This window comes from Heyndrickxia sp. FSL K6-6286, from assembly GCF_038630395.1.
Taxonomy (GTDB): domain Bacteria; phylum Bacillota; class Bacilli; order Bacillales; family Bacillaceae_C; genus Heyndrickxia; species Heyndrickxia oleronia.
Genome location: NZ_CP152029.1, coordinates 3,795,395 through 3,816,714 on the forward strand (window position 1 = coordinate 3,795,395; position 21,320 = coordinate 3,816,714).

General features: G+C 37.6%; 18 protein-coding genes, 1 pseudogene and 1 riboswitch. Of the genes and pseudogenes, 2 read left to right on the top strand and 17 right to left on the bottom strand.

Annotated elements, in window-relative coordinates; translation table 11 throughout:
* Positions 1-231 precede the first annotated feature (231 nt).
* From MHI39_RS19150 to hpaI, 9 genes are all read right to left on the bottom strand, one after another.
* Positions 232-2,364, bottom strand: coding sequence for a YhgE/Pip domain-containing protein (locus MHI39_RS19150; RefSeq protein ID WP_342539968.1), 2,133 nt, complete (start codon positions 2,362-2,364; stop codon positions 232-234).
* A 159-nt stretch (positions 2,365-2,523) separates the two neighbouring features.
* Entirely contained in the window at positions 2,524-2,982 is a 459-nt protein-coding gene (locus tag MHI39_RS19155; protein WP_342539969.1) for a flavin reductase family protein, read from the bottom strand.
* A gap of 21 nt (positions 2,983-3,003) precedes the next feature.
* Positions 3,004-3,390, bottom strand: a complete 387-nt coding sequence (locus tag MHI39_RS19160) for a 5-carboxymethyl-2-hydroxymuconate Delta-isomerase (RefSeq protein WP_342539970.1) — start codon at positions 3,388-3,390, stop codon at positions 3,004-3,006.
* Positions 3,391-3,404: 14 nt separating this feature from the next.
* Positions 3,405-4,151 (bottom strand): fumarylacetoacetate hydrolase family protein, encoded by a 747-nt coding sequence (locus MHI39_RS19165; RefSeq protein ID WP_342539971.1) that lies wholly within the window; start codon positions 4,149-4,151, stop codon positions 3,405-3,407.
* On the bottom strand, positions 4,148-4,918 hold the full coding sequence (locus MHI39_RS19170) for a fumarylacetoacetate hydrolase family protein (RefSeq protein ID WP_342539972.1): 771 nt from the start codon (positions 4,916-4,918) through the stop codon (positions 4,148-4,150). Before MHI39_RS19170 ends, MHI39_RS19165 begins: the two co-directional genes overlap by 4 nt.
* Positions 4,919-4,929: 11 nt before the next feature.
* A complete protein-coding gene (hpaD, locus tag MHI39_RS19175) occupies positions 4,930-5,913 on the bottom strand; it encodes a 3,4-dihydroxyphenylacetate 2,3-dioxygenase (protein ID WP_342539973.1) in 984 nt (327 codons plus the stop codon).
* Between the two features lie 17 nt (positions 5,914-5,930).
* Positions 5,931-7,406, bottom strand: coding sequence for a 4-hydroxyphenylacetate 3-monooxygenase, oxygenase component (gene hpaB, locus MHI39_RS19180; protein WP_071976727.1), 1,476 nt, complete (start codon positions 7,404-7,406; stop codon positions 5,931-5,933).
* 14 nt (positions 7,407-7,420) lie between these two features.
* Positions 7,421-8,893, bottom strand: a complete 1,473-nt coding sequence (hpaE, locus tag MHI39_RS19185) for a 5-carboxymethyl-2-hydroxymuconate semialdehyde dehydrogenase (protein WP_071976728.1) — start codon at positions 8,891-8,893, stop codon at positions 7,421-7,423.
* A gap of 27 nt (positions 8,894-8,920) precedes the next feature.
* A complete protein-coding gene (gene hpaI, locus MHI39_RS19190) occupies positions 8,921-9,847 on the bottom strand; it encodes a 2,4-dihydroxyhept-2-ene-1,7-dioic acid aldolase (protein WP_342539974.1) in 927 nt (308 codons plus the stop codon).
* A gap of 339 nt (positions 9,848-10,186) precedes the next feature.
* Between hpaI and MHI39_RS19195 the strand changes: the two genes are divergently transcribed.
* Entirely contained in the window at positions 10,187-11,059 is an 873-nt protein-coding gene (locus MHI39_RS19195; protein ID WP_251339295.1) for a LysR family transcriptional regulator, read from the top strand.
* A gap of 384 nt (positions 11,060-11,443) precedes the next feature.
* Here the strand turns inward: MHI39_RS19195 and MHI39_RS19200 are convergent, their stop codons facing one another.
* The 6 genes and pseudogenes from MHI39_RS19200 to ribD form a co-directional block, all read right to left on the bottom strand.
* The gene (locus MHI39_RS19200) at positions 11,444-12,658 is read right to left on the bottom strand and encodes a Bcr/CflA family multidrug efflux MFS transporter (protein ID WP_216385538.1); all 1,215 of its coding nucleotides are present in this window, start codon (positions 12,656-12,658) and stop codon (positions 11,444-11,446) included.
* Positions 12,659-13,345: 687 nt separating this feature from the next.
* The gene (locus tag MHI39_RS19205; protein WP_342539975.1) at positions 13,346-14,395 is read right to left on the bottom strand and encodes a polysaccharide deacetylase family protein; all 1,050 of its coding nucleotides are present in this window, start codon (positions 14,393-14,395) and stop codon (positions 13,346-13,348) included.
* 379 nt (positions 14,396-14,774) lie between these two features.
* Positions 14,775-15,242 (bottom strand): 6,7-dimethyl-8-ribityllumazine synthase, encoded by a 468-nt coding sequence (ribE, locus tag MHI39_RS19210; protein ID WP_342539976.1) that lies wholly within the window; start codon positions 15,240-15,242, stop codon positions 14,775-14,777.
* Between the two features lie 48 nt (positions 15,243-15,290).
* Positions 15,291-15,887 (bottom strand): annotated as a pseudogene (gene ribB, locus MHI39_RS19215) (3,4-dihydroxy-2-butanone-4-phosphate synthase); the annotation flags it as partial.
* 12 nt (positions 15,888-15,899) lie between these two features.
* On the bottom strand, positions 15,900-16,553 hold the full coding sequence (gene ribE / locus MHI39_RS19220) for a riboflavin synthase (protein ID WP_278891673.1): 654 nt from the start codon (positions 16,551-16,553) through the stop codon (positions 15,900-15,902).
* Between the two features lie 14 nt (positions 16,554-16,567).
* The gene (gene ribD, locus MHI39_RS19225) at positions 16,568-17,650 is read right to left on the bottom strand and encodes a bifunctional diaminohydroxyphosphoribosylaminopyrimidine deaminase/5-amino-6-(5-phosphoribosylamino)uracil reductase RibD (RefSeq protein WP_342539977.1); all 1,083 of its coding nucleotides are present in this window, start codon (positions 17,648-17,650) and stop codon (positions 16,568-16,570) included.
* A 232-nt stretch (positions 17,651-17,882) separates the two neighbouring features.
* Positions 17,883-18,030: riboswitch (FMN riboswitch) on the bottom strand.
* A gap of 399 nt (positions 18,031-18,429) precedes the next feature.
* On the opposite strand from ribD, the gene MHI39_RS19230 reads away from it, so the two are divergent.
* Positions 18,430-19,845 (top strand): catalase, encoded by a 1,416-nt coding sequence (locus MHI39_RS19230; RefSeq protein WP_342539978.1) that lies wholly within the window; start codon positions 18,430-18,432, stop codon positions 19,843-19,845.
* A gap of 465 nt (positions 19,846-20,310) precedes the next feature.
* Here MHI39_RS19230 and MHI39_RS19235 read toward each other — a convergent pair whose 3' ends face one another.
* Positions 20,311-20,619, bottom strand: a complete 309-nt coding sequence (locus MHI39_RS19235) for a hypothetical protein (RefSeq protein WP_251346321.1) — start codon at positions 20,617-20,619, stop codon at positions 20,311-20,313.
* A 138-nt stretch (positions 20,620-20,757) separates the two neighbouring features.
* Complete coding sequence (locus tag MHI39_RS19240) at positions 20,758-21,309, bottom strand: thioredoxin-like domain-containing protein (RefSeq protein WP_342539979.1); 552 nt, start codon at positions 21,307-21,309, stop codon at positions 20,758-20,760.
* Between the last annotated feature and the right edge of the window lie 11 nt (positions 21,310-21,320).

Below are 21,320 nucleotides of genomic sequence, written 5' to 3' on the forward strand. Positions count from 1 at the left end.
CAATAAAATATTTAGAAAAAACAAAATTGGAAAATTTCATAATTGCTTATTTATTGGAACAAAAACTAAAATAAGCTTAAAACACTGGGTTTCATCCAATTTATGCATTGGTTATTCTTTCCGATAGCAACCATAAATTACTATATCAAAAAAGTTATTTCACTGAGATGAATATAACATCCTATTTGCATATTTGTAAATATGCGGATTTTATTTATTTAATATACGTACTTAATGGATTAAACCACTTTCTTTTACCTTTTTTATCATTTTTTCACTTGCTTGATTAATGAATTTTTTCAACGTAACACCGATAAAAACAGAAACAATTAAAAAGATCGACAGGATGATTACATCCTTCTGAACGATATCCCACAAGATCCCCCCTGTTGCCTCCCTCATCAAACTAATGGAATAGGTAAAGGGTAGATAAGGATTGATCAGCTGAAAAAACCTTGGTGCAACTTGTATTGGAAAGGTTCCTCCAGAACCAGAAATCTGTAAAACAAGAAGCACAATCCCAAGAGCCTTCCCAACATTTCCAAAAACCGAAACAAAGGTATACACCATTACCATAAATATGATGCTATTGACAACGCCAAAAAGTACAAACCAAGGCTTGTCCGCTACATAGGTATGAAGTAAATACATATCCCCTAAAGTTGCAATCAAGGACTGAAGAATAGCAATCGTTAAAAATGTAAATAAGCGTCCAAAATATACTTGATAGCTTTTTAATTGATCATTCTCGACCTCCACCGTTAATAACGAAATCAAGAGCATTGCTCCCACCCATAATGAAAGGGTAGTAAAAAAAGGAGTCATGCCTGATCCATAGTTAGGGATGGGGAAAAGCTTATGCTCTTTCAGTAAAATCGGATTCTTTAAAAACTCACTTTCCTTATTGACATTATGCTTTAAGAAACGAATAATCTCATTGATATCTGCCTTTTTATCAAATTCTCGAATTCGATGGGCAATCTCCCTTATTTTCTTTTCAACTGCCGGAAGATCTTTCTTCAGCTTCACAATCGTTTGCTTTCCCGTAGAAATTCCTTTCGATGCGTCCTTCAGTATTCGTTCAACATCAGGCATACTATTTTGTGCATCGGTCAACACTTTTTTTGTCCCTTCTAATACAACCATTCCATCGTCCATTGTCCTTCGAATGGCAGGAACATATTGACTTTCGAAATTTGCATGTATATCTGCAATTTTAGAAGAAGCTAGATTAGATACGTCATCAAGACGTTTTTTTACATGATCTGCTACTGTTTTTGAAGTAATAATTTGATTATTTAAGGCGATTTCAGATTGGAGATCGCTTTTTAATTTTGTTAATTGATTGATAAATATGGATAGGCGTTTTTGATCCGACTGTGCATTCAATTTTTCTAAAAGCCCAGTGGTGTAATCAATGACAATGACCCCTCGATTTAGTCTAGTATTTATTTCTGATAAAGCAGCATTGGCTTCGTCAGGATTGTTTTGGTAATTTTGCAAAATCGATTGGATTTGAGATTTTGTGTCTGCTAGTTCCCTTAGTTGATCAATATTCCCTTTTATGATCGGAATAATGTTTTGAACCGCTTCCTTATTTTTATTGATAAAATCGCTCAACTCATTGGTCAATTGTACCCCTTTATTTGCGACGTTTTTAATGATTGGCAGGTTGCTTCGTACCTTTGTTTCTAGCTCGCCAGCTGTATTTATATCATTAAGTGCCGTATTAACGATTTGATTAATTTTCGGAATGTCATTCTCTAAGCGAAATATGAGATTTTTCATGTTTTTAATATCTGGAAGATCCTTTTCAAGCTCAATTCCCAATTCATTAAATATGGAAAATATCGTTTTACTAACCGTCTTAATGAATTCTTCACTTATTTGCTGAACGATACCTGTCGCACCTGTAGATGTTATTTTTGGGGCAATTGCATTTATTTTTTCATTTACAGTATAAGTAATTACCGGTTTTTCAGGGTTCTCTTCCAGAATAGAGGTCATTTTTTTCGAGAAATCCTTTGGGATAAGAATACTCGCATAGGCATCACCGTGTTTGACCATATCTAAGGCTTTCTTCTTATCAACAAAGGTCCAGCCTAGTTTTTTATTTTTTTTCAGGGACTGAACGATTAAATCTCCCACATTTACCGTTTGCCCCTGTAATTGCGTACCAACATCCTCATTCGTTATCGCCACAGGAATTCCTTTCGTATTTCCATACGGGTCCCAGGAGGCTTGGATATTGAACCATGCATATAAAGAAGGTAAGGCAATAAGCGCAAGAATAATAATCAACGCCGCCCAATTGGTTACAATCCGCTTCAAATCTGTTATGTAAAGTTGAACTATATTCCGCATTCAAACCATCCTCAATTCACATTCTCCTACTTATAATTAACCAAGGACCTGTTCTTATACTTACTTGTAAATCAAAAAGGGGGGTCAGACCCCACAATGCAAAATCCAGTACGAATAAGCTTTATTCGTTCTAGAAATGACAAAGTGGGGTCAGACCCCTTAACTGATTGAAGCGTAGTTCCCTTCATAGAATGTGAGTGGTTTGCCTTCGTTCATGACGATGTCCTTGACTTCTCCGATATAGAGTGTGTGGTCACCTGCTGGGTAAGACGCGTATAGGTCACAAACGATATTTGTGATTGAGTTAGGAAGAATGGGTATATCATTATTCCAGCGAAATTCGATTTCTCTTCGGTCATTTAGCTGCCCCGCAAAATATTGCGAAGCATCTTTTTGTTCTTTGGCTAATATATTTACGGCAAATTTCTTTGATTGATCAATTAAATTCTTCATATTTGCACGATTTCCAATGGATATGAGAATAAGCTTCGGATTCAGTGAAACAGACATAAATGCATTGGCAGTCATTCCATGAACATCACCATTGACTGCTGTTGTAATGACCGTTACACCTGTTGCAAATTTCCCCATTGCATTGCGAAATAGTCGATCATCCATCTCTTTCCCTCCTTCTTTTGCTTACTTTTTATACCTTTTATGAATATTATTTAGCTTATATGTTCCTGCTTCACTGAATTCAATAAGCTCTAATGACAACGCAAGATATCTCTTTTCATAAATCGCCGAAAAATGGGATGTCATTACGTCAAAGAGCTCATCACAAGTTGATTTCTTATCCTCAACTGATCTTCCTGCACCTATTTTTAAGCATGTGTGTACAAATGCATCATCATGCTTGCCGTCCGCTACAACATAATCATGTAATTCAATAGCTCTTGAGCGAATCCCTCCGATCGGAAAAACATCGCCTCTGGAGATTAATACCTGATTCATTTTGTGTAAAAGCACTGCTATTCTAGCTTCTTCTTTTATGTTATCCGTATATTCTACAATAATATGCGGCACGTACACTCCTCCTATTATCCATCGTCCTCCACAATTGTACTTAGTAGACGCCCAATTCCTTCAATTTCTGTAATGACTTCATCTCCAATCTTTGTGTCTACTGCTCCCTTTGGGGTGCCAGTTAGAATCATATCTCCAGGGCTTAACGTCATAAAGCTACTCAAATACTCGATTAAAAATGGAATACTAAAGATCATTTGGCTCGTTGAACCTTCTTGAGTCAATTCACCATTTACATAGGTACGTAAAGTAAGATTCATAGGATCTTTAATATCCCCTGCATCTACTAACCATGGACCGATTGGTGTGCACGTATCACGATTTTTTACTCGTAAATTTGGACGATAGTAATTTTCTAAGTAATCACGAATCGCATAATCATTGGCAATGGTATAGCCCTTTACATATTGATACGCCTCTTCACTTGTTACATTCCGAGCAACTTTTCCAATCACAACAACTAATTCACATTCATAGTGCATAAAGTCTACATCTTTAGGTCGTTTTGTTTGACCTTGATGTCCAATCAATGTATTGGGTCCCTTTAAAAATACTAACGGTTCGCTCGGTGCGTTAAAATCTAGTTCTTGGGCATGATCGGCATAATTAAGCCCTAACGCAAAAATGGTTCGAGGGATAACAGGGGGTAACCAGACTACTTCATCCATAGAAATAAGACGATGATCGTTTAATTGTAATTTCCCATCCTTTTCTACAGCCTCATATACCCTACCCTTATAGGCAACTCTAGCTGTTTTCAAGGGCTCACCCCCAATCTTAACTCTTCTTCCCTTACTACTTGATTTTCCAATACGCCAATTTGCTCAATTTCAATTCTGATGTGGTCACCAGCCTTCACCAATGGCGGATGTTCCGGAACACCTACTAATACGACATCACCTGGGTCAAGTGTCATAAAACTTGTTATTTCTGACAGTAACTGTGCAACAGGACGAATCAAATTAGCGGTTGAATTTTCCTGGCAAAGTTCATTATTAATAAACACTTGAATCTTAAGAAGATCTGGTTGAATCGATGAATGCTTTTCAACAATATAAGGACCAACCGGACAAAATCCATCTCTTGCCTTTTGACTAATTGCCGGACGATAGACACTCTCATGTGGAATACTAATATCATTTACAATAGTGTAACCATCAATAAAATCAAAGGCTTCTTCAACACTCACTTTTGATGCCGTTTTACCAATCACAATCCCGAGTGCCGCACCTACTTGTAATTCCGTAACATTTACAGGAAGGGGGATAGGCATTTTATGAGCAATCTTTGTGTTTTCAGGTTTTATATATAAAATCGGTGCCTTCGGTGGAGCCTTATAGGGCTCCTGATGCAATGTCTCACTAATCGCTTCAACTTCTCCCTTATAATTAAGCAGTGCTCCATAAATCATTCCAGTTACTGGAACATCAAATGGTGGAGTATTGTTCTTTTGCAATGGATCATGATCCTCCATATTAAATTCCTGGAGCTGCTGCCTACCTAGAAGCTTATATTTTATGATTTTCAATTTCCCACCACCTAGATGATAATTGTCGGTTTTTTCTTCTCTAATAGTGGATCACTTGTTGTGACAAGCTTTCCTGTATGCACATCTAGAACATTTGATGCTTCATTAAACCAGCAATCAGGCGCTGCGTGTCCCCAGAAGGTTTGGCGCATCGGGTCATCCAGATCCCATTTCACTGGTTTAAAATCAGGGTCACTTGTTAAATAATCCCCATTGTATAATTCAATGCGATGACCATCAGGATCACGCAAATAAAGGAAAAACGCATTCGATAAACCGTGTCTACCTGGTCCTCTTTCAATATTTGCCCCATACCCAAGTGATGCAAGAACATCACACGTATGAATCACACTCATTGGATCACTTAACCAAAAACCGATATGATGTAAACGTGGGCCCACACCGTTCATAAATGCCACATCATGGACAGTTGGCTTCCGGTGTAGCCATGCAGCCCATATTTTTTCATCGTCTGCGGTTGTATACTCTGAACAAGAAAATCCTAGTTCATCTATATAAAAATTGTATGCTTTCTCTACATCTCTTACTGCACAATTAAAATGATCGATTCGTTGAACCTTAGCCCCTCTATATAAATCAAAGCGTTGAAGATAACGGTCCACCGTGTCCATTGTTGCGAAAAACTCAATCGGAAGACCAGAAATATCCTGAACTCGCAATGCTCTCCCCAAAGCCTTTTGTGTTCCCGCTTCCACCCATTTTGTTGGGAACCCTTTTTCATTGAAAAAACGGTCTAATGAATCAAGATCTGCTTCCGAATATACTTTATAACTAATAACCTCCACACTTGGTTTATCACTCTTTTTCAGTACTAGACTATGATGGATATGTTCTTCGAGTCCACGTAAATAAATTGTCTCGTCGTCACTTTCCGTTTCAACAAAGCCAAGGGCATTTACATAAAAGCGCCTTGATTCTTCTAGATTTGTGACATTCAGTATGGCTCTTGCCGCACGAATAATATTAAAACCCACCCCATATACCCCCTCTTCTACACATTTAAAAAGCTAGATTTCCCAGAATCGACTTGCCCTAAAAAATCCTTAATGATTTCTTTATAGGACTCTTTTTCGTACCCTTCAAAATACGTCATTCCCATCCGAATCGGATCACCAAAGAAGTAGTATTCATAATGCATTTGTCTGTTACCAAATGCACTCATTGTCATATCCCATGCTAAGCGGAACAGTTGTACACGTTCATATCCTTCTAAATTTTTTCCTTGTAGTCCTCGATGGATTAACTGACCAATATCTTCATTTTGAAAATCTGCTTGTGTCGGAATCCCCATCAAACCGGAAGCCCCCAATATTCGTAAAATCTCTACGAGACGAGGATATACTCGTGGATACCAATTCCGTGCTGCATCTAAGGCAGCATAATCCGGCGTCATGATTCCCCATTTATCAAGCTTTGCATTGTGTTCTGCACGATAAAGATGACTGCGCATCGTTTCGAGGGTAAGCATGATTTCTGTTCCTTTATCCTGTACATGCTGAAATTGATCAATCCCAATAGCATCCATGACTGAAAGTGCTAACCCTAATAAGAACTCCGTTTTCACAATGTTCTTCGCTACAACTTGATGAGCCATATGGACAACTGCATTCGTTTCCCTAAACGTCCGATTACAAATAGAAGAATTTCCACAAACGAATACACGATTCCATGGAACAAACACATTTTCGAAGGAAACGATCGCATCCCCTTCTTCAAAACGTGAGGAAAGCGGATGATCCCATTGATTTTTACCGTAATCAAATGACTCTCGGCTAATAAACTTTAGACCTGGAGTATTATTAGGAATGGCAAAGGCAAGCGAATAAGGATCATCTAACTCTCCTGCTTTTTTTACTGTAGAAGGGAAAACGAGAATCTCATCGGTGATTCCACCCTGTGTCGCAAGAAGTCGGATTCCATCCACAATAATTCCATCTTTATTTTTCTCTACTAGATGTAGTGCCACATTGGCATCCTTTTGCTCGTGCTGTGCCTTGGCACGATTTACTTGTGGGTGGATTAATGTATGTGTTAAGCTAATATCATTTTCCCTAGCATATTCATAGTAATTTTTCGCATTTTCTACAAGGAGTGGATCCCCTTCGGAAAAGAAATCATAGGCTGCTCCCATTGCCATCACTTCAGCATTTAAATAGTCTGGGGAACGTCCCATCATTCCTCCTGATACCTTTGCCCACTCTGTTATTGCTTCACGTCTAGCGATTAAATCATCAATACTTTTTGGCTGCAGGAAGGTCATTCCTACTTGTTCCCCACTGCTAGGAGAGGTGTAAAGCATTTTATCGGCCTTTTCATATTGAAGATCATATAGCTTCGCCATCGATTGGATGACATTTTTAAAGGCAGGGTGCGCCGTTACATCCTTCACCCTTTCCCCATGTATATAAACATTGTTATTTGCTTTTTGTAAACGTTCGATATATTGCTTTCCTGTTTTTGCTGGCATATATCATTCCTCCTTTATGATTTCTTTTTTCCAAATTGTGGAATATGATGGTCACTTAAAGCGACATGTATGACCTGTGTTTCTGTATAAAAGTCAAAGGCATAATGTCCACCTTCACGTCCCATTCCACTATATTTACTTCCGCCAAAGGGAATCCTTAGGTCACGAACATTTTGTGAATTAATCCAAAGCATACCTGCATCAACGGCTTGAGCCACACGGTGTCCTCGCTTTAAATCATTCGTCCATACATACCCTGCCAAACCGTATTTTGTATCATTGGCAAGCTTGATGACTTCTTCTTCATCCTTAAATTTCATCACTGCCATCACAGGTCCGAAAATTTCCTCTTGGGCAACCTTCATCTGATTTTTTACATTGAGAAGCAATGTTGGAGGGACAAAATTACCTTTTTCAAACGCAGATGGAACCTCACCACTATACAGCTCTGCTCCTTCTTCTTTTGCAATCTGGATATATTTCTTTACATTATTAAAATGCTCGACATGAATAAGCGGTCCTACTTCCGTTTGCGGATCTAATGGATCGCCGACAACAATATTTGGAATTCTTTCTTTTAATGCATCAACAAATTTTTCATAGATTGATTCCTGAATAAATAATCTTGAATTTGCTGTACATCTCTCACCATTGAAGGAAAAGATCCCCCATGTTGCCGCATCTAGTGCCCGTTCGAAATCGGCATCATCAAAAACAATAATTGGTGATTTCCCACCTAGTTCTGCGGATACACGTTTCAATGTATCTGCACCGTTTTTAATAATTTCCGAGCCAGTGGTTGTTTCCCCGGTAAATGAAATCAGCTTCACATCGGGATGGGCAACAAGTCCGGCACCCGCAGTTTCTCCAAAACCATGAACAACATTGAATACCCCTTTCGGAAGCTCTGCCTTATCAATGATTTCGGCCAAACGATTGGCTGTTATTGGGGACCATTCACCAGGCTTTAATACAACCGTATTTCCCGTTGCTAATGCCGGTGCAATTTTCCATGTTTCAAGCATGAACGGTGCATTCCATGGTGTAATTAGACCGGCAACACCAACAGGCTTATGAATGGTATAATTAATAAATTCTCCATCTACCTGGTACGCCTCACCAACTAAACGGTTCGATACCATTTCTGCATAAAAACGAAAGTTCTGTGCAGCTCGTGCTACCATATTTTTTGTTTGGCTGATTGGAAGTCCTGTATCCAATGATTCTAAAGGAGCAATCTCTTCTATATGTTGATCAATAAGGTCGGCAATTTTATGGATATATTTCAGACGCTCACTAACCTTTAACTGACCCCATTCCCCATGAAATGCACGGTTCGCCGCTGCAACTGCTTTTTCAACATCTGCAACATCTCCTTCTGCCACATGGTTAATGATTTCATTTGTAAAAGGATTGATATTTTCAAAGGTTTTTCCTGATGTCGCATTTACAAATTCGCCATTTATATATAACTGAATATCTTTCATGGAAACATTCACACCTTCCTTAGGCACTTAATTGGTAGTTATCTCATCAGATAACGCTACATGCTGTTTTAAAATGTCACGAATTTCATTTTGTAGCTCCTGAGTTGGCAAATCCATCGGCATCCGTAATACCGGTTCGATTTTCCCCATCATTCCAAGTGCTGCTTTAAGTGGGGCTGGGTTGGTATCCTTAAAAAGAACATCATTTAGTTCCATTAAATCAAAATGAAGATCTAAAGCTTTATCTATTTCACCAGCCTTCCATGTGTTGTACAAATCTGCTATTTTTTTCGGAACCACATTGGCTGTTGCACTAATATGACCTGCTCCGCCAATTGCCAGCATCGGATAACAAAGTAATTCAATACCGGAGTAAAGGAGAAAATCCCGACCGCATTTCAATAACACACGATTGACATGTTCAAAGTCTTTATTTGATTCTTTTACACCGATAATATTCGGACAATCTTCACTAAGTCTGGCAAGTGTATCGACATGGAGATTCGTTGCTGTTCTTCCGGGGATGTTATACACAATGATCGGTATATCTACTGAGTCTGCCACTGCTTTAAAATGCTTATATAGGGCATGTTGTGATGGCTTATTATAGTAGGGGACAATTACAAGGGCTGCATCAGCACCCATTTCCTGTGCTGTTTTCGTTAAATATAGGGTTTCTTGATGATTGGTTGAGCCTGTACCTGGTGCAAAGGGAACTCTGCCATTTATTTTCTTTTTAGCCGTTTCCATTACACGAACGCGCTCTTCAATGGTCAATGAACTCGGTTCACCTGTTGTTCCTGTAACTGAAATAGCATGTGTGCCACTAGCAATATGCCAATCTATAAGATTTTCAAAGGAAGAAATATCAATTGTATAATCATGATGAAAAGGGGTAACGATCGGCGCTATGGATCCTCTTAGTTTTTGTTTTGCATCATCAAGCATTGTCATTTATACACACTCCTTATCATTTCATGTTTTTTAAAGGCTGTTTTCAGATCGATTGTTGCTTTTAAAAAGCCAAGTGCTCGCTTTTACACCAGTCCTTATGGAGATCGCCATTCTTTTCACAGTGAAATGAATCGTGTAGCGATTTTCTTACTTACCAGCAACAATGTTTGAGAATAGAGCCTTTTAAAATGAAAGCACTTACATATCGAATGTAACATGTGTTAAAATATATTTAAAATATTTAAAATATTTGTTTTTCATACAAAAATAATATGCATCAGTTCTTCCTTTCTTCTTAGATGAGGAATGCTCAGCAAAATGAATGTAAGGAGGCCTAGAATGGATATTCGCCAATTACAATATTTTTCAACCATCGTTGAAGAAGGGCAAATCACTCGTGCAGCCAAGAAACTTCATATGTCCCAACCTCCTTTAAGTCACCAATTAAAGCTTTTAGAGGAGGAATTAGGAGTCAAATTATTCGAACGAAACGGGAAAATATTGGAGCTTACTAATCCCGGAAAAGTCCTATATCAACAAGCACAAAAGCTGATTCAACAACTGGAAAACACGATTAATGAGGTAAAGGAAACGGAAGAGGGATTAAGAGGAGTTCTTGCCCTAGGAGCATCAAAATCATGCTTTTCATACTTTCCTGAAAGAATACAAGCCTTCCTAAAAAAATATCCACTCGTCAAGATTCATTTAAGAGAGGGAGATTCATTTGTCATTGGTGAACAGATAAAAAATAATGAAATCGATTTAGGCGTGATCCGCTTACCGATGGAATTAAGTGATTTTTCCTATCGACACTTATCAAAGGATCCTTATGTCGCTGTTTTTCCTAAGGAATGGGTCAATAAAGAGCAGGCATCCATTTCTATGAGTCTCCTAAAAGACATTCCATTACTACTCTTGCATCGAATTAAAGGTTTAGGACAATATGAATTAATTTTAAATGAATGTAGACGACATGGCTTTGAGCCAAATATTGTTTGTGAATGCCCGGATGTGACAATGATTCTCTCCCTCGTTTCGAAAGGAGTCGGGGCGACAATCATCCCTAAATATTCACTACTATCCTTTCAAACTACCAATATACGGGTTCTGTCTATAAGTGATACCGAGATCATGGCTGAATCTGCATTAATCTGGAGCAAGGACCGTTATTTAACGAAAAGCGCCAAATATTTTATTGAGATGTTTGAATAGGAATTGTTCATTAGCATACGGTAGAGTGAAATTGGAAGTGCGCATTTTCCATCCTAATCTTGGATGTATGACTTAGGATATATGGCGGGGGATGAATTTTGCTGAAATGTTGTAGAGTGTAAAACGTAGGAATACGAAAGACCGGGTAATGATTTTCCTTCCATAAAGACCTTGGTAAAAGCCCTACTGCCGGCTTTTACAGCATATAAAGGGGATCAGTGTTCTTATATATTGTGTAGCTCTTTTCTCAGTGGACTGAAGGAGGCTCGCGTTCTTCAACCTATATTTTTTAGTTTAACTTTACCTAATGAATAATAATGTTTGAGAAAAGAGCATAAGAAGACAAAGCTCCTTTTCTGAACTTTGTCTCTGAAATGAAAATCATTATTTTTTGTTATTGAGGAAAAGATAGACGAGTACCGCTCCTATTCCACATCCTGCTATCACAATGGCCATTGGCACTGCAGTATGGCTTCCACCTAGTCCTACAAGTGGTGCGACAATCGCTCCAAGAATAAAAGGTAATAAGCCAAGGATTGCCGAGGCACTTCCAGCAGTTTCACTTTGATTTTGCATAGCTAATGAAAAGGATGTTGTACCAACCATCCCCACACTGGATACAACAATAAACAATGATGGAATAACCGCATATAACCCAGCATCCAGAAGAACAACGAGTAGTAAGATGACACCACCTATTGCACATAAGCTAATCCCGATAATAAACAGCTTTAGCTCTGAAACTCTGCCAGCTAGGCGGCCAGTCAATTGAGAAGCAATAATAATTCCCACACCATTAATCGCAAAAATAACACTAAACATTTGCGGTGAAACCCCAAATATATCTTGTAAAACAAATGGTGATCCAGAAATATATCCAAACATTGCTGCGGATACAAGCCCTTGTGAGAAGGCATAGCCCATAAACTGTCGATCAGTTATGATTAGATGAAAAGTGGAGAATGTTTGTTTTAATCCTCCTGGTGATCGCCTTTCACGTGGTAATGTTTCTTTTAATCCAAAGGAAACCGCTAACCACATTAAAATTCCGATGACAAAAAGAACAAAAAAGACTCCACGCCACGTAACAAAATGAAGCAGCTGTCCTCCAGCAATCGGTGCAAGAATTGGAGCAGCCCCATTAACAAGCATTAATAAAGCGAAAAATTTCGTAAGTTCAGTGCCGGAATACATATCTCTTACCGACGCTCGAGAAATAACAATTCCGGCTGCGCCAGTTGCCCCTTGAATAAAACGTAAGAAAATGAGCATCCAGATTGATGTACTGTAAGCGCAAAGAATAGATGCTACAGAATATAAAATAAGTGCGATTAATAACGGCTTCTTTCGTCCACGAACATCACTTAAAGGACCAACTAAAAGCTGACCAAGCGCCAACCCGATGAGGCAAGCAGTTAAACTAAGCTGTGCAACCGATGTATTCGTATGTAGTTCTTCGGTGAGCTTAGGCAATGCTGGTAAATACATATCTATCGATAGTGGACCGAAGGCAGAAAGGGCACCTAATACAAAAGCGATCCATAATCTGCGTGACTTAGCCATCGATGGTGAATGGATAAGTTCCTTTTCCATATTCATCTCCTCCTTCCCCTTTCAATCATATGAACCTTCAAATATATAAGTATAAATTTTACCATAAACATTTAACATGCATCTACTCCAATTTTACGATACAGTACTTAGTTGTTTTCTATTGGAATATCAAAAGTGATTTTTAGCAAAAGGGTGTATGAATCGGTATTTTCATCCTTCACGTGATCAAACACTCGCTTTGGTTACCTTGGGCACGCTTTTTTCTTCTTCACGGTAATCTATCGTTCCCTTTTGTTACCTTGCACACACATTTTTACCTTTTACGGTAATCTATCGTTCCCTTTCGTTACCCTGCACTCGCTTTTTCCCCATCTACGGTAATCATTTGCTCCCTTTTGTTACCTTGCACACGCTTTTTCCTTCCTCATGGTAATCTATCGCTCACTTTCGTTACCCTGCACACACATTTTTCTCCTTTTCGGTAATCTATCGCTCACTTTTGTTACCTTGCACACACATTTTTACCCTTCACGGTAATCTATCATTCGTTTTCGTTACCTTACACTCACTTTTTCTCCCTTCAGGGTAATCTACCGCTCGCTTCGGGTAGCGCTTATTGATTCAAACTTTATTTCAACTACAAAGTTTGAGAAAAGAGCCTATCAAAAAAAAAGAATGATCCCTGATGAAATGGAGATCATTCTATCTGTTACATGTATTGTTTTAACCCTGCTAAAACTGAACAGGCATGTTCTCTTGTTCAAGTTTCTTAAAGGTATATCCTTGATTTTTCAAGTAGTTTAATAGTTCAGGCAAATGATTGATCGTCTCCGTGCGGTCATGCATAAGAATAACAGGAGGGATATTCTTTGCCACTAAGTTTTCAACTTGTTGAATGACATCATTGACATATCGGCTATCCCGATACTTCCAATCTCTACTGTCTACATTCCAATCCCATAAAATAAAGCCTTGATTATGTACTGCTGTTTTATATTCTGGCTTCATATATGGATGGCTTCCGTAGGGAGTTCTGATAAGATGAGTAGTGATTCCGGCTAGTTTTTCTAAAGTTTGATTGGCTGTAACCATTTCACTAACTACTGTATCCTTAGATACATATATTTTCTTCACATCATGTGTAACACCATGTAGACCGATTGAGAACCCACGTTGAATGGCATTTTGTACCTCTGTAGGAAATCTCCTCATATTTGGTTCCAACCAAAAGAATGTAGCTTCAGCTTGATATTGATCTAATATATTCATTAAATCTCCCATTCTATTTGAGGGACCATCATCAAATGTTAAATACACCACTTTACCTTCAGAAGGTTTTACTAATGGGAGAGTTGGATTGATTATATTATTCTTCTTATCAACGGATGCGGAGGACGTTTCGTTTTTCGATGAAGTATCTGCTTCTTCTTGTTTCTTCTCTTTTTCCGGATTCTTCGCTACTTGTTTTTGCTCTTGAGTAGTCGATTCTTTCTTTTCTTGTTCTGTCTTCGTATCTACTATTTCTTTCTCCTGCTTTTTCTCTTGCTCTTTTTTAACTGGTTGATTTGCCTTTTGACTTTTTTCGACCTTTTTTACTAGTTTATGCTCTTCTTCGACTGAATCTTCATTTTGAGATTGAGACTTTGCAACGACTTCTGCTGCTTTTGCTGTTGGATCTGAAACTTGTTGACTATGAATCTTAAAACCGATTATTACGAAAGAAACTAGCATAACCAAACCAATTAAACTAATTTTCCCTCTCCTATTTAACTTCTTCTTCATCTTTATGCACCGTCCCCCCTGATGTAATATATTTGTTATATAGAGTATAAAATTTACCAGGGAATAAATGGTGACAAAGAAGTTACAATTTTCGACTTTTATTGATAGACAGGCTATAAATTTATAAATTAACAATTAAAATCTTTTGATTGATAATCAGTTTTATTGATTAGAATAAACCGGTTCAAATATTGGACCAACCTTTGACTAAGCTGTTCTCGTTCTTTTACGCACCAATAATAGTCTACTTCAACTAAATAATCACTTTTAGCAATTTCTAAATTTAAAAAAGGGGGTCAGACCCCAAAATACAATGTTTAGATTCGAAAAGCTTGATCTAATCACCATATTTCATGTGGGGTCTGACCCCCTTAAATGGTTATTCTATTATTTTGGATAGGTTTGCCATTTCGATGGCGGAGACGGCTGCGTCCCAGCCTTTGTTTCCTGCTTTTGTTCCAGCTCGTTCGATGGCTTGTTCGATTGTATCTGTTGTTAAGACACCGAATATGACTGGGATTCCTGTATTTAATGAAATGGCTGCTATGCCTTTGGCTGCTTCATTACAAACATAATCAAAGTGTGGGGTTGATCCTCTTATTACCGTTCCGAGAGTGATGATCGCATCATATTTATTTGATTTAGCCATTTTTTGTGCAATGAATGGAATTTCAAATGCACCTGGCACCCATGCTATTTGAATATCTTCTTCATCCACCCCATGTCTTTTTAATGCGTCTAAAGCACCCCCTAATAATTTACCTGTGATAAATTCATTAAATCTTCCTACTACAATACCAACTTTCAATCCTGTTCCAACTAAATTCCCTTCAAATGTATAGCTCATTTTTATTCCTCCTAATGTTGTTTATTTTACGCGGATATTGCTTTCTATTTCTTTTCGATAACGAATCAGGTCGTGAATCGTTACCAATTTCAATTGAAATTCATCCGCTATCTTACGCAATTCCTGTACCCTTGCCATCGTGCCATCTTCATTTATGACCTCACAAATTACACCAGCTGGTGAAGCACCTGCGAGCTTTGCAAAATCAACGGCTGCTTCCGTATGTCCCGGTCTTGTTAAGACGCCACCTTCCTTCGCAATTAATGGAAAGATATGACCAGGACGTTTAAAATCGCTGGACACCGAGGTACTGTTACTAAGCTCTCTAATCGTCGTTGATCGTTCATATGCAGAAATCCCAGTAGTTGTAGAGTTGTGATCAACACTGATAGTAAAGGCAGTACCAAAATGGTCTGTGTTATCTGTGGTCATCGGTGCTAATTCGAGACGATTAGCTATTTTTTCATCGACGGGAGCACAAACTAGTCCTTTACCCTGTGTAATCATAAAGTTAATCACATCAGGAGTTGCCTTTTCAGCTAGAGCGACAAAGTCTCCTTCATTTTCTCGATCCTCATCATCACAAACGATGATCACTTTTCCTGCCCTTAGCTCATCTAATGCTTCTTCAATGGAATCAAACATGATTTCTCCTCCTTATATAAACCCATTTTCTTTTAACATTTCATTCGTAATCATTGTTTTCCTAGAATGGTTCGAATCACGAAAATGAAGGAAATGCTCCATATACTTGCCTAGCATATCGCACTCAATATTTACCACATCTCCGATTTTCTTTTCAGACAAAATCGTTTCTGATAAGGTGTGAGGGATTAAAGAAATAACAAAGGATTGATCGTGTATTTCAAATACAGTAAGGCTTGTTCCGTCTATGGCAACAGATCCTTTATGAATGATGTATTTCAATCGTTCTTTAGTTGTTTCAATCTCATAATAGCGAGCATTATCCGCTTGCCAGATTCGCTTAATCATTCCTGTTTCATCTACATGTCCTGAGACGAAATGACCCCCAAATCTACCATTAGCAGCCATGGCACGTTCCAAATTCACCTTCGAACCTTGCTTCAGCCCTACTAGGCTAGTCGACTGAAACGTTTCGGGCATTACATCCAGATGGAAGCTTTCTTTCGTAAAAGTTGTCACCGTTAAACAGACTCCATTGACAGAAATACTATCTCCGATATGCATATCCTCTATAATCTTTTTAGCTGTAATCTCTAATTTCATCGCATGACCCGACTTTCTCATGCTCCTAATCATTCCTATTTCCTCAATAATTCCAGTAAACAAATGTTGCCACCTCCTTACATAGCTTTTGAGATGATTCGAATATCGCTACCTATTTTCTTCACTTCATTAATCTCTAGATCCAACGCCTCATGTATTTCAGATACTCCCTCGCCAGCAAATGAAGTGGGTGCCATTCGGCCTCCAATTAGTTTAGGTGCAATATACGTAATCACTTGTTGAAATGCCCGCTCCTTTAGGAAGCTACCAAGGACTTCGGCTCCTCCCTCAACAAATAGTGATGTTATGCCCATCTCTGCTATCTTTTTTAGCAACGGCTTTATCTCTATCGTTGGAGAATCCATCTGGATCAAATGAACATTTCTATTTTTATATAAATCCATCTCTTCTTTTTTTACATTTGAACCGGTGACAATCCATGTTTCTACCAGTCCATCAGAAACAATTTTCGAATCAATCGGAGTCCGTAAATTTGTATCTAAAACAAATCTGACTGGGCTTTTTCCTCCACCTGCTTGCCTTGTTGTTAAACTCGGATTATCTTTAATAATCGTGTTAACCCCAACAAGAATAGCATCATGAGTATGCCTAAAATAATGAACATCCTCCCGCGCCTCACTACTTGTAATCCACTTGCTTTTGCCTTCTTTTGTAGCTATTTTTCCATCCAGACTAATGGCGGACTTCAAAGTGACAAAAGGTAGTCCTGTTTGAATAAAATGTGTGAACACCTGATTGATTTGGCTCGCATCTTCGCTTAACACGCCAACTTCAACCTGTAACCCTGCATCTTGAAGCCGCTCAATCCCTTTACCTGAAATCTTTGGATTCGGATCAGCCATTGCGATGACCACCCTTTTCACTCCAGATTTAATCACTAAATCTGCACAAGGTGGAGTTTTACCAAAATGACAACAAGGCTCTAAAGTGACATACATCGTAGCCCCTTTCGCATGATCTCCTGCCATGCGAATCGCATGTACCTCAGCATGCGGCTCCCCCGCCTTCAAGTGAGCACCCATTCCCACAATTTGATTATTTTTCAGGATTACCGCACCTACTGCAGGATTTGGTGTCGTTTGTCCATTTGTACTCATTGCAAGGTTAAGGGCGAGTTTCATATAATAATGATCATTCATTCTACATTCTCCTTACAAAAAGTATTTGATGTCATACAACGGGACAAATAAAAAACCCTGAAGAATGATTCTTCAGGGTTTAAAAATGAGAATAGAAAAATAAAGGTATATATGAAACCTTTCCTATCCTTATTTATGTATAGCAAATAAAGGTTTTGCCCACAGCAAAAAAACCTTATTTTCCAATCATCAACAAAGAAAGGGAAAGACTTTTCGAACTTACCCAATTTCTTTTTTCCTTCTCCCATCCAGACTATAACTGTCGGCTCTGGAGTTGCACCAGATCCACCGTTTAACAAATGTTAACCGGGTCACGGACTAAGAAACATGACTGTTTCATCACCGCCGGTAGGGAATTTCACCCTGCCCCGAAGGATACTATTTAATTAGTGCTTATTATATCGCTAAAATAAAATAAATCAAACATTTTGTTTTAAAAAAATTATACTGGTTATATTTTATGCAGGAAAATCAATTAACCCTCTTGCTTACCATCCAAAAATAAAAACTCCCAACTGGCAAAAAAATTGTGAAATGATTTAAATCTTTATAATAAAACTTTAGATGCTTTCTTAGATAAATAATCAATTATGAAAAGCGCACCTAAAGACTCCTTTCAACTATTCCACTTAATGAGGAAAATTCAATAATCGAAAGAACTTGGTACGATTCAGCGAAATGGATCTAAGCTGCCCCGCATAATGTTCGTTGGTCTAAGTATCGACATTCTCCCATATAATTCATTGAAATTAGACTAAAATGATGGGAGGAGAATGTGTATGGATAATCAAGATACAAATCCGCGAGAAAACTATCCAGAACAGAATCATCCTCAGCAAAAACAAGCACTAAGAAGTACCTATCAATGGAATATAGACCTTCCAGCTAAACTCCACTCTCAAACTGTGGGTAAACGGGGACCAATATTAAAACAAGATAATATTGAACATGAAACATTACAAACATTTATTCATGAAAAGATTAAAGAAAGACCCGTGCACGTTAAGGGATGGGGTGCTTTTGGTCAATTTGAAACGTTATATTCTATGTCAAATTATACATCCCTTTCATTTTTACAACAGCCAGGAACAAGGGTGCCAGTATTTGTACGGTTCTCACTTGCCGTCAGCACCAAAGGAACACCTGATACATCAAGAAATGTACGGGGCTTTTCCACAAAATTTTATACAGAAGAGGGCATTTTTGATCTTATTTGTAACCACATTCCAGTATTTTCTGTACGTGATACCATTCGTTTCCCTGAAGCAATTAAGGCATTTCTTCCTTCACCAAAAAACAACTTAATAAACCCAAGCCGTTACTGGAATTTTGTTGCAAGAGCACCTGAGTCGTTATTATTTACACTTCTTGTATACTCTAATCTAGGTACAGTTAAAAGTCTGCGTCATTTACCTGGTTTTAGTGTAAACACGTATGTTTGGAAAAATGCTGAAGGAAAGCGACATTATGTTAAGTATACTTGGTCACCACTGGCGGGTCAGCAGTACATTCGGAATGATGAAGCAGTGAAATTAGCAGGGGAAAATCCTGATATTGCTGGGCAGGATTTATATAATGCGATTGAAAGAGGAGAACAAGTAGAATATGGATTGTATGTCCAAGTGATTGATCCAGATAAAGCGACAGGACTTCCATACGATCCATTAGACGCTACGAAGATTTGGGATCAGCAACAATTTCCGTTTCATCCTGTCGGTCGCATGGTATTAAACAAAAATCCAGATAACTACATGGAGCAAGTTGAAAAAGCGGCCTTTTCACCATCGAATTTACTGAATGGTGTTGAATTATCCGATGATAAAATGTTACAAGGACGTGCCAATGTTTACTGGGATTCTCAACGTAATCGTATTGGTTCAGATTTCCGAAATGTCCCAGTAAACAACCAGGCAGATTGGTGGCCAGGTGATTTAGTTACTAGCGGTAATGGTCGATTGGTTGAAGGTATTCTTCAACGATCTGACCTTGAAAAACACGATGATTTTACACAAGCTGGACTTTTTTATGAATCTCTTTCCGAGGATCAACAAAATGATTTAATTGAAAATATGGCACCAGGATTAGGAACGGTTTCATCCGATGTGTATAATCTTGTATTACAATATATGAATAGTGCATCCAATGATTTAGCAATTAAACTGAACAAATCTGTAACGATGAAACGAGAGGGATGAAGATTTATTTGAAATAGTTAATGTTACCTTTTATTCAACATCATTCCGCTAATTTCATGCTTTTTGTTTTTTTAAGCTCATTTTCTAAAAATTGTATTCGATTATTCTCTGGATACATAGTTGAAGACACGATATGAAGATACATCCTGCTACAAAGTCATACAAATAATAAAACAGCCCCTCTCCATTCGATTAGAAGGTGCTGTTATTTTTTTCGAAAAAACTTTATTTACTTATGATACGGTTCAGCATAACGATCTGCAACAAGAATCACCAATTCCCTCATTATTTGTGTACTTTATTATATTCTCCTAGATGTATTTTTAATTAGGTTAATTTCCATTTTTATGGCCAAAAAAAGAGTTATATTATGGTAATATAACCCTTCTAATAAATTATAGGAATATCTCTATTCATGAAACTATATTTTCATTACTTCATTCATTTCTAAATTACTCTTAGCAACTATCTTGACCAAATAACTTTACTATCCAAGCTTTTTATCCATTGAGGAGAATTTTTATTAGAAACTTCTATAAGCTGTCCAACCTTAAACAAGTTCATTTCATTATTATTTTTCATTACTTCAATTATTTCAACAGCTGCAGCGTAATATTCTTCATATAACGGGTCTCCAATCTCCAAACCATTATCTGTTTCATACATTGTATCTATTTTACATAAAACTTCTACACCATCATTAAAGTAAAAATAGAATTTAGTTGCATTTGGAAATTGAGAAATAAATTTTGTAAAATCATTCCCATTACTCATAAAAATAAACCTCCTAAAGAACGAGTACAATACGGGCTCCTGTTTTTGGGTAACATATAAGTGTAATCCCAGAAATGGCAGTTACACTATTTATCAAGTAAAACTTCTACTTCTTTAAAAGTGTCATTAACCTTAAAATCACGATACTTTTCTATCTACATTTAATAGCAAATTCCAAAGACTATTGCTATTTTTCATCTCGCTTATTTGCTCTATTTTCTTATCTTCATTTATTAGTATTCCGTAAGGCACCGTTGTAATCGAATAGAGCCTCATCAATTTATTTGAGCGCAAATAAATCATGTCTTCACTAACATGGTTGACTATGAGATTATCCTCATGCTGTTCATCCGTATTTACTAAAACTAAATTAATAGAGTAATGTCGTTTTATATTTCTTAACTCAGGTAATAATGATTTACAAGTTGGACAATTTGTATTAATAAATAGCAATAAAGTACTATGATTACTAAATAATTCAGTTGATATTACTTTCTCTCCCTTATGATTATATTCTCTAAAAGCAGGAGCAATTTGATCAAGCTGAAGTGTACCAATTTTTATGCCATTAACACTTTCGATTTTACGGATAAATGCTCCTATATATCTAGCAAGGAAAAAAATTAATACTAGTTGTCCTAAAGAAAGTATAATGAGCGTAATCAATGAGATATTATAAATTGTGGACAAGTTGATTCCTC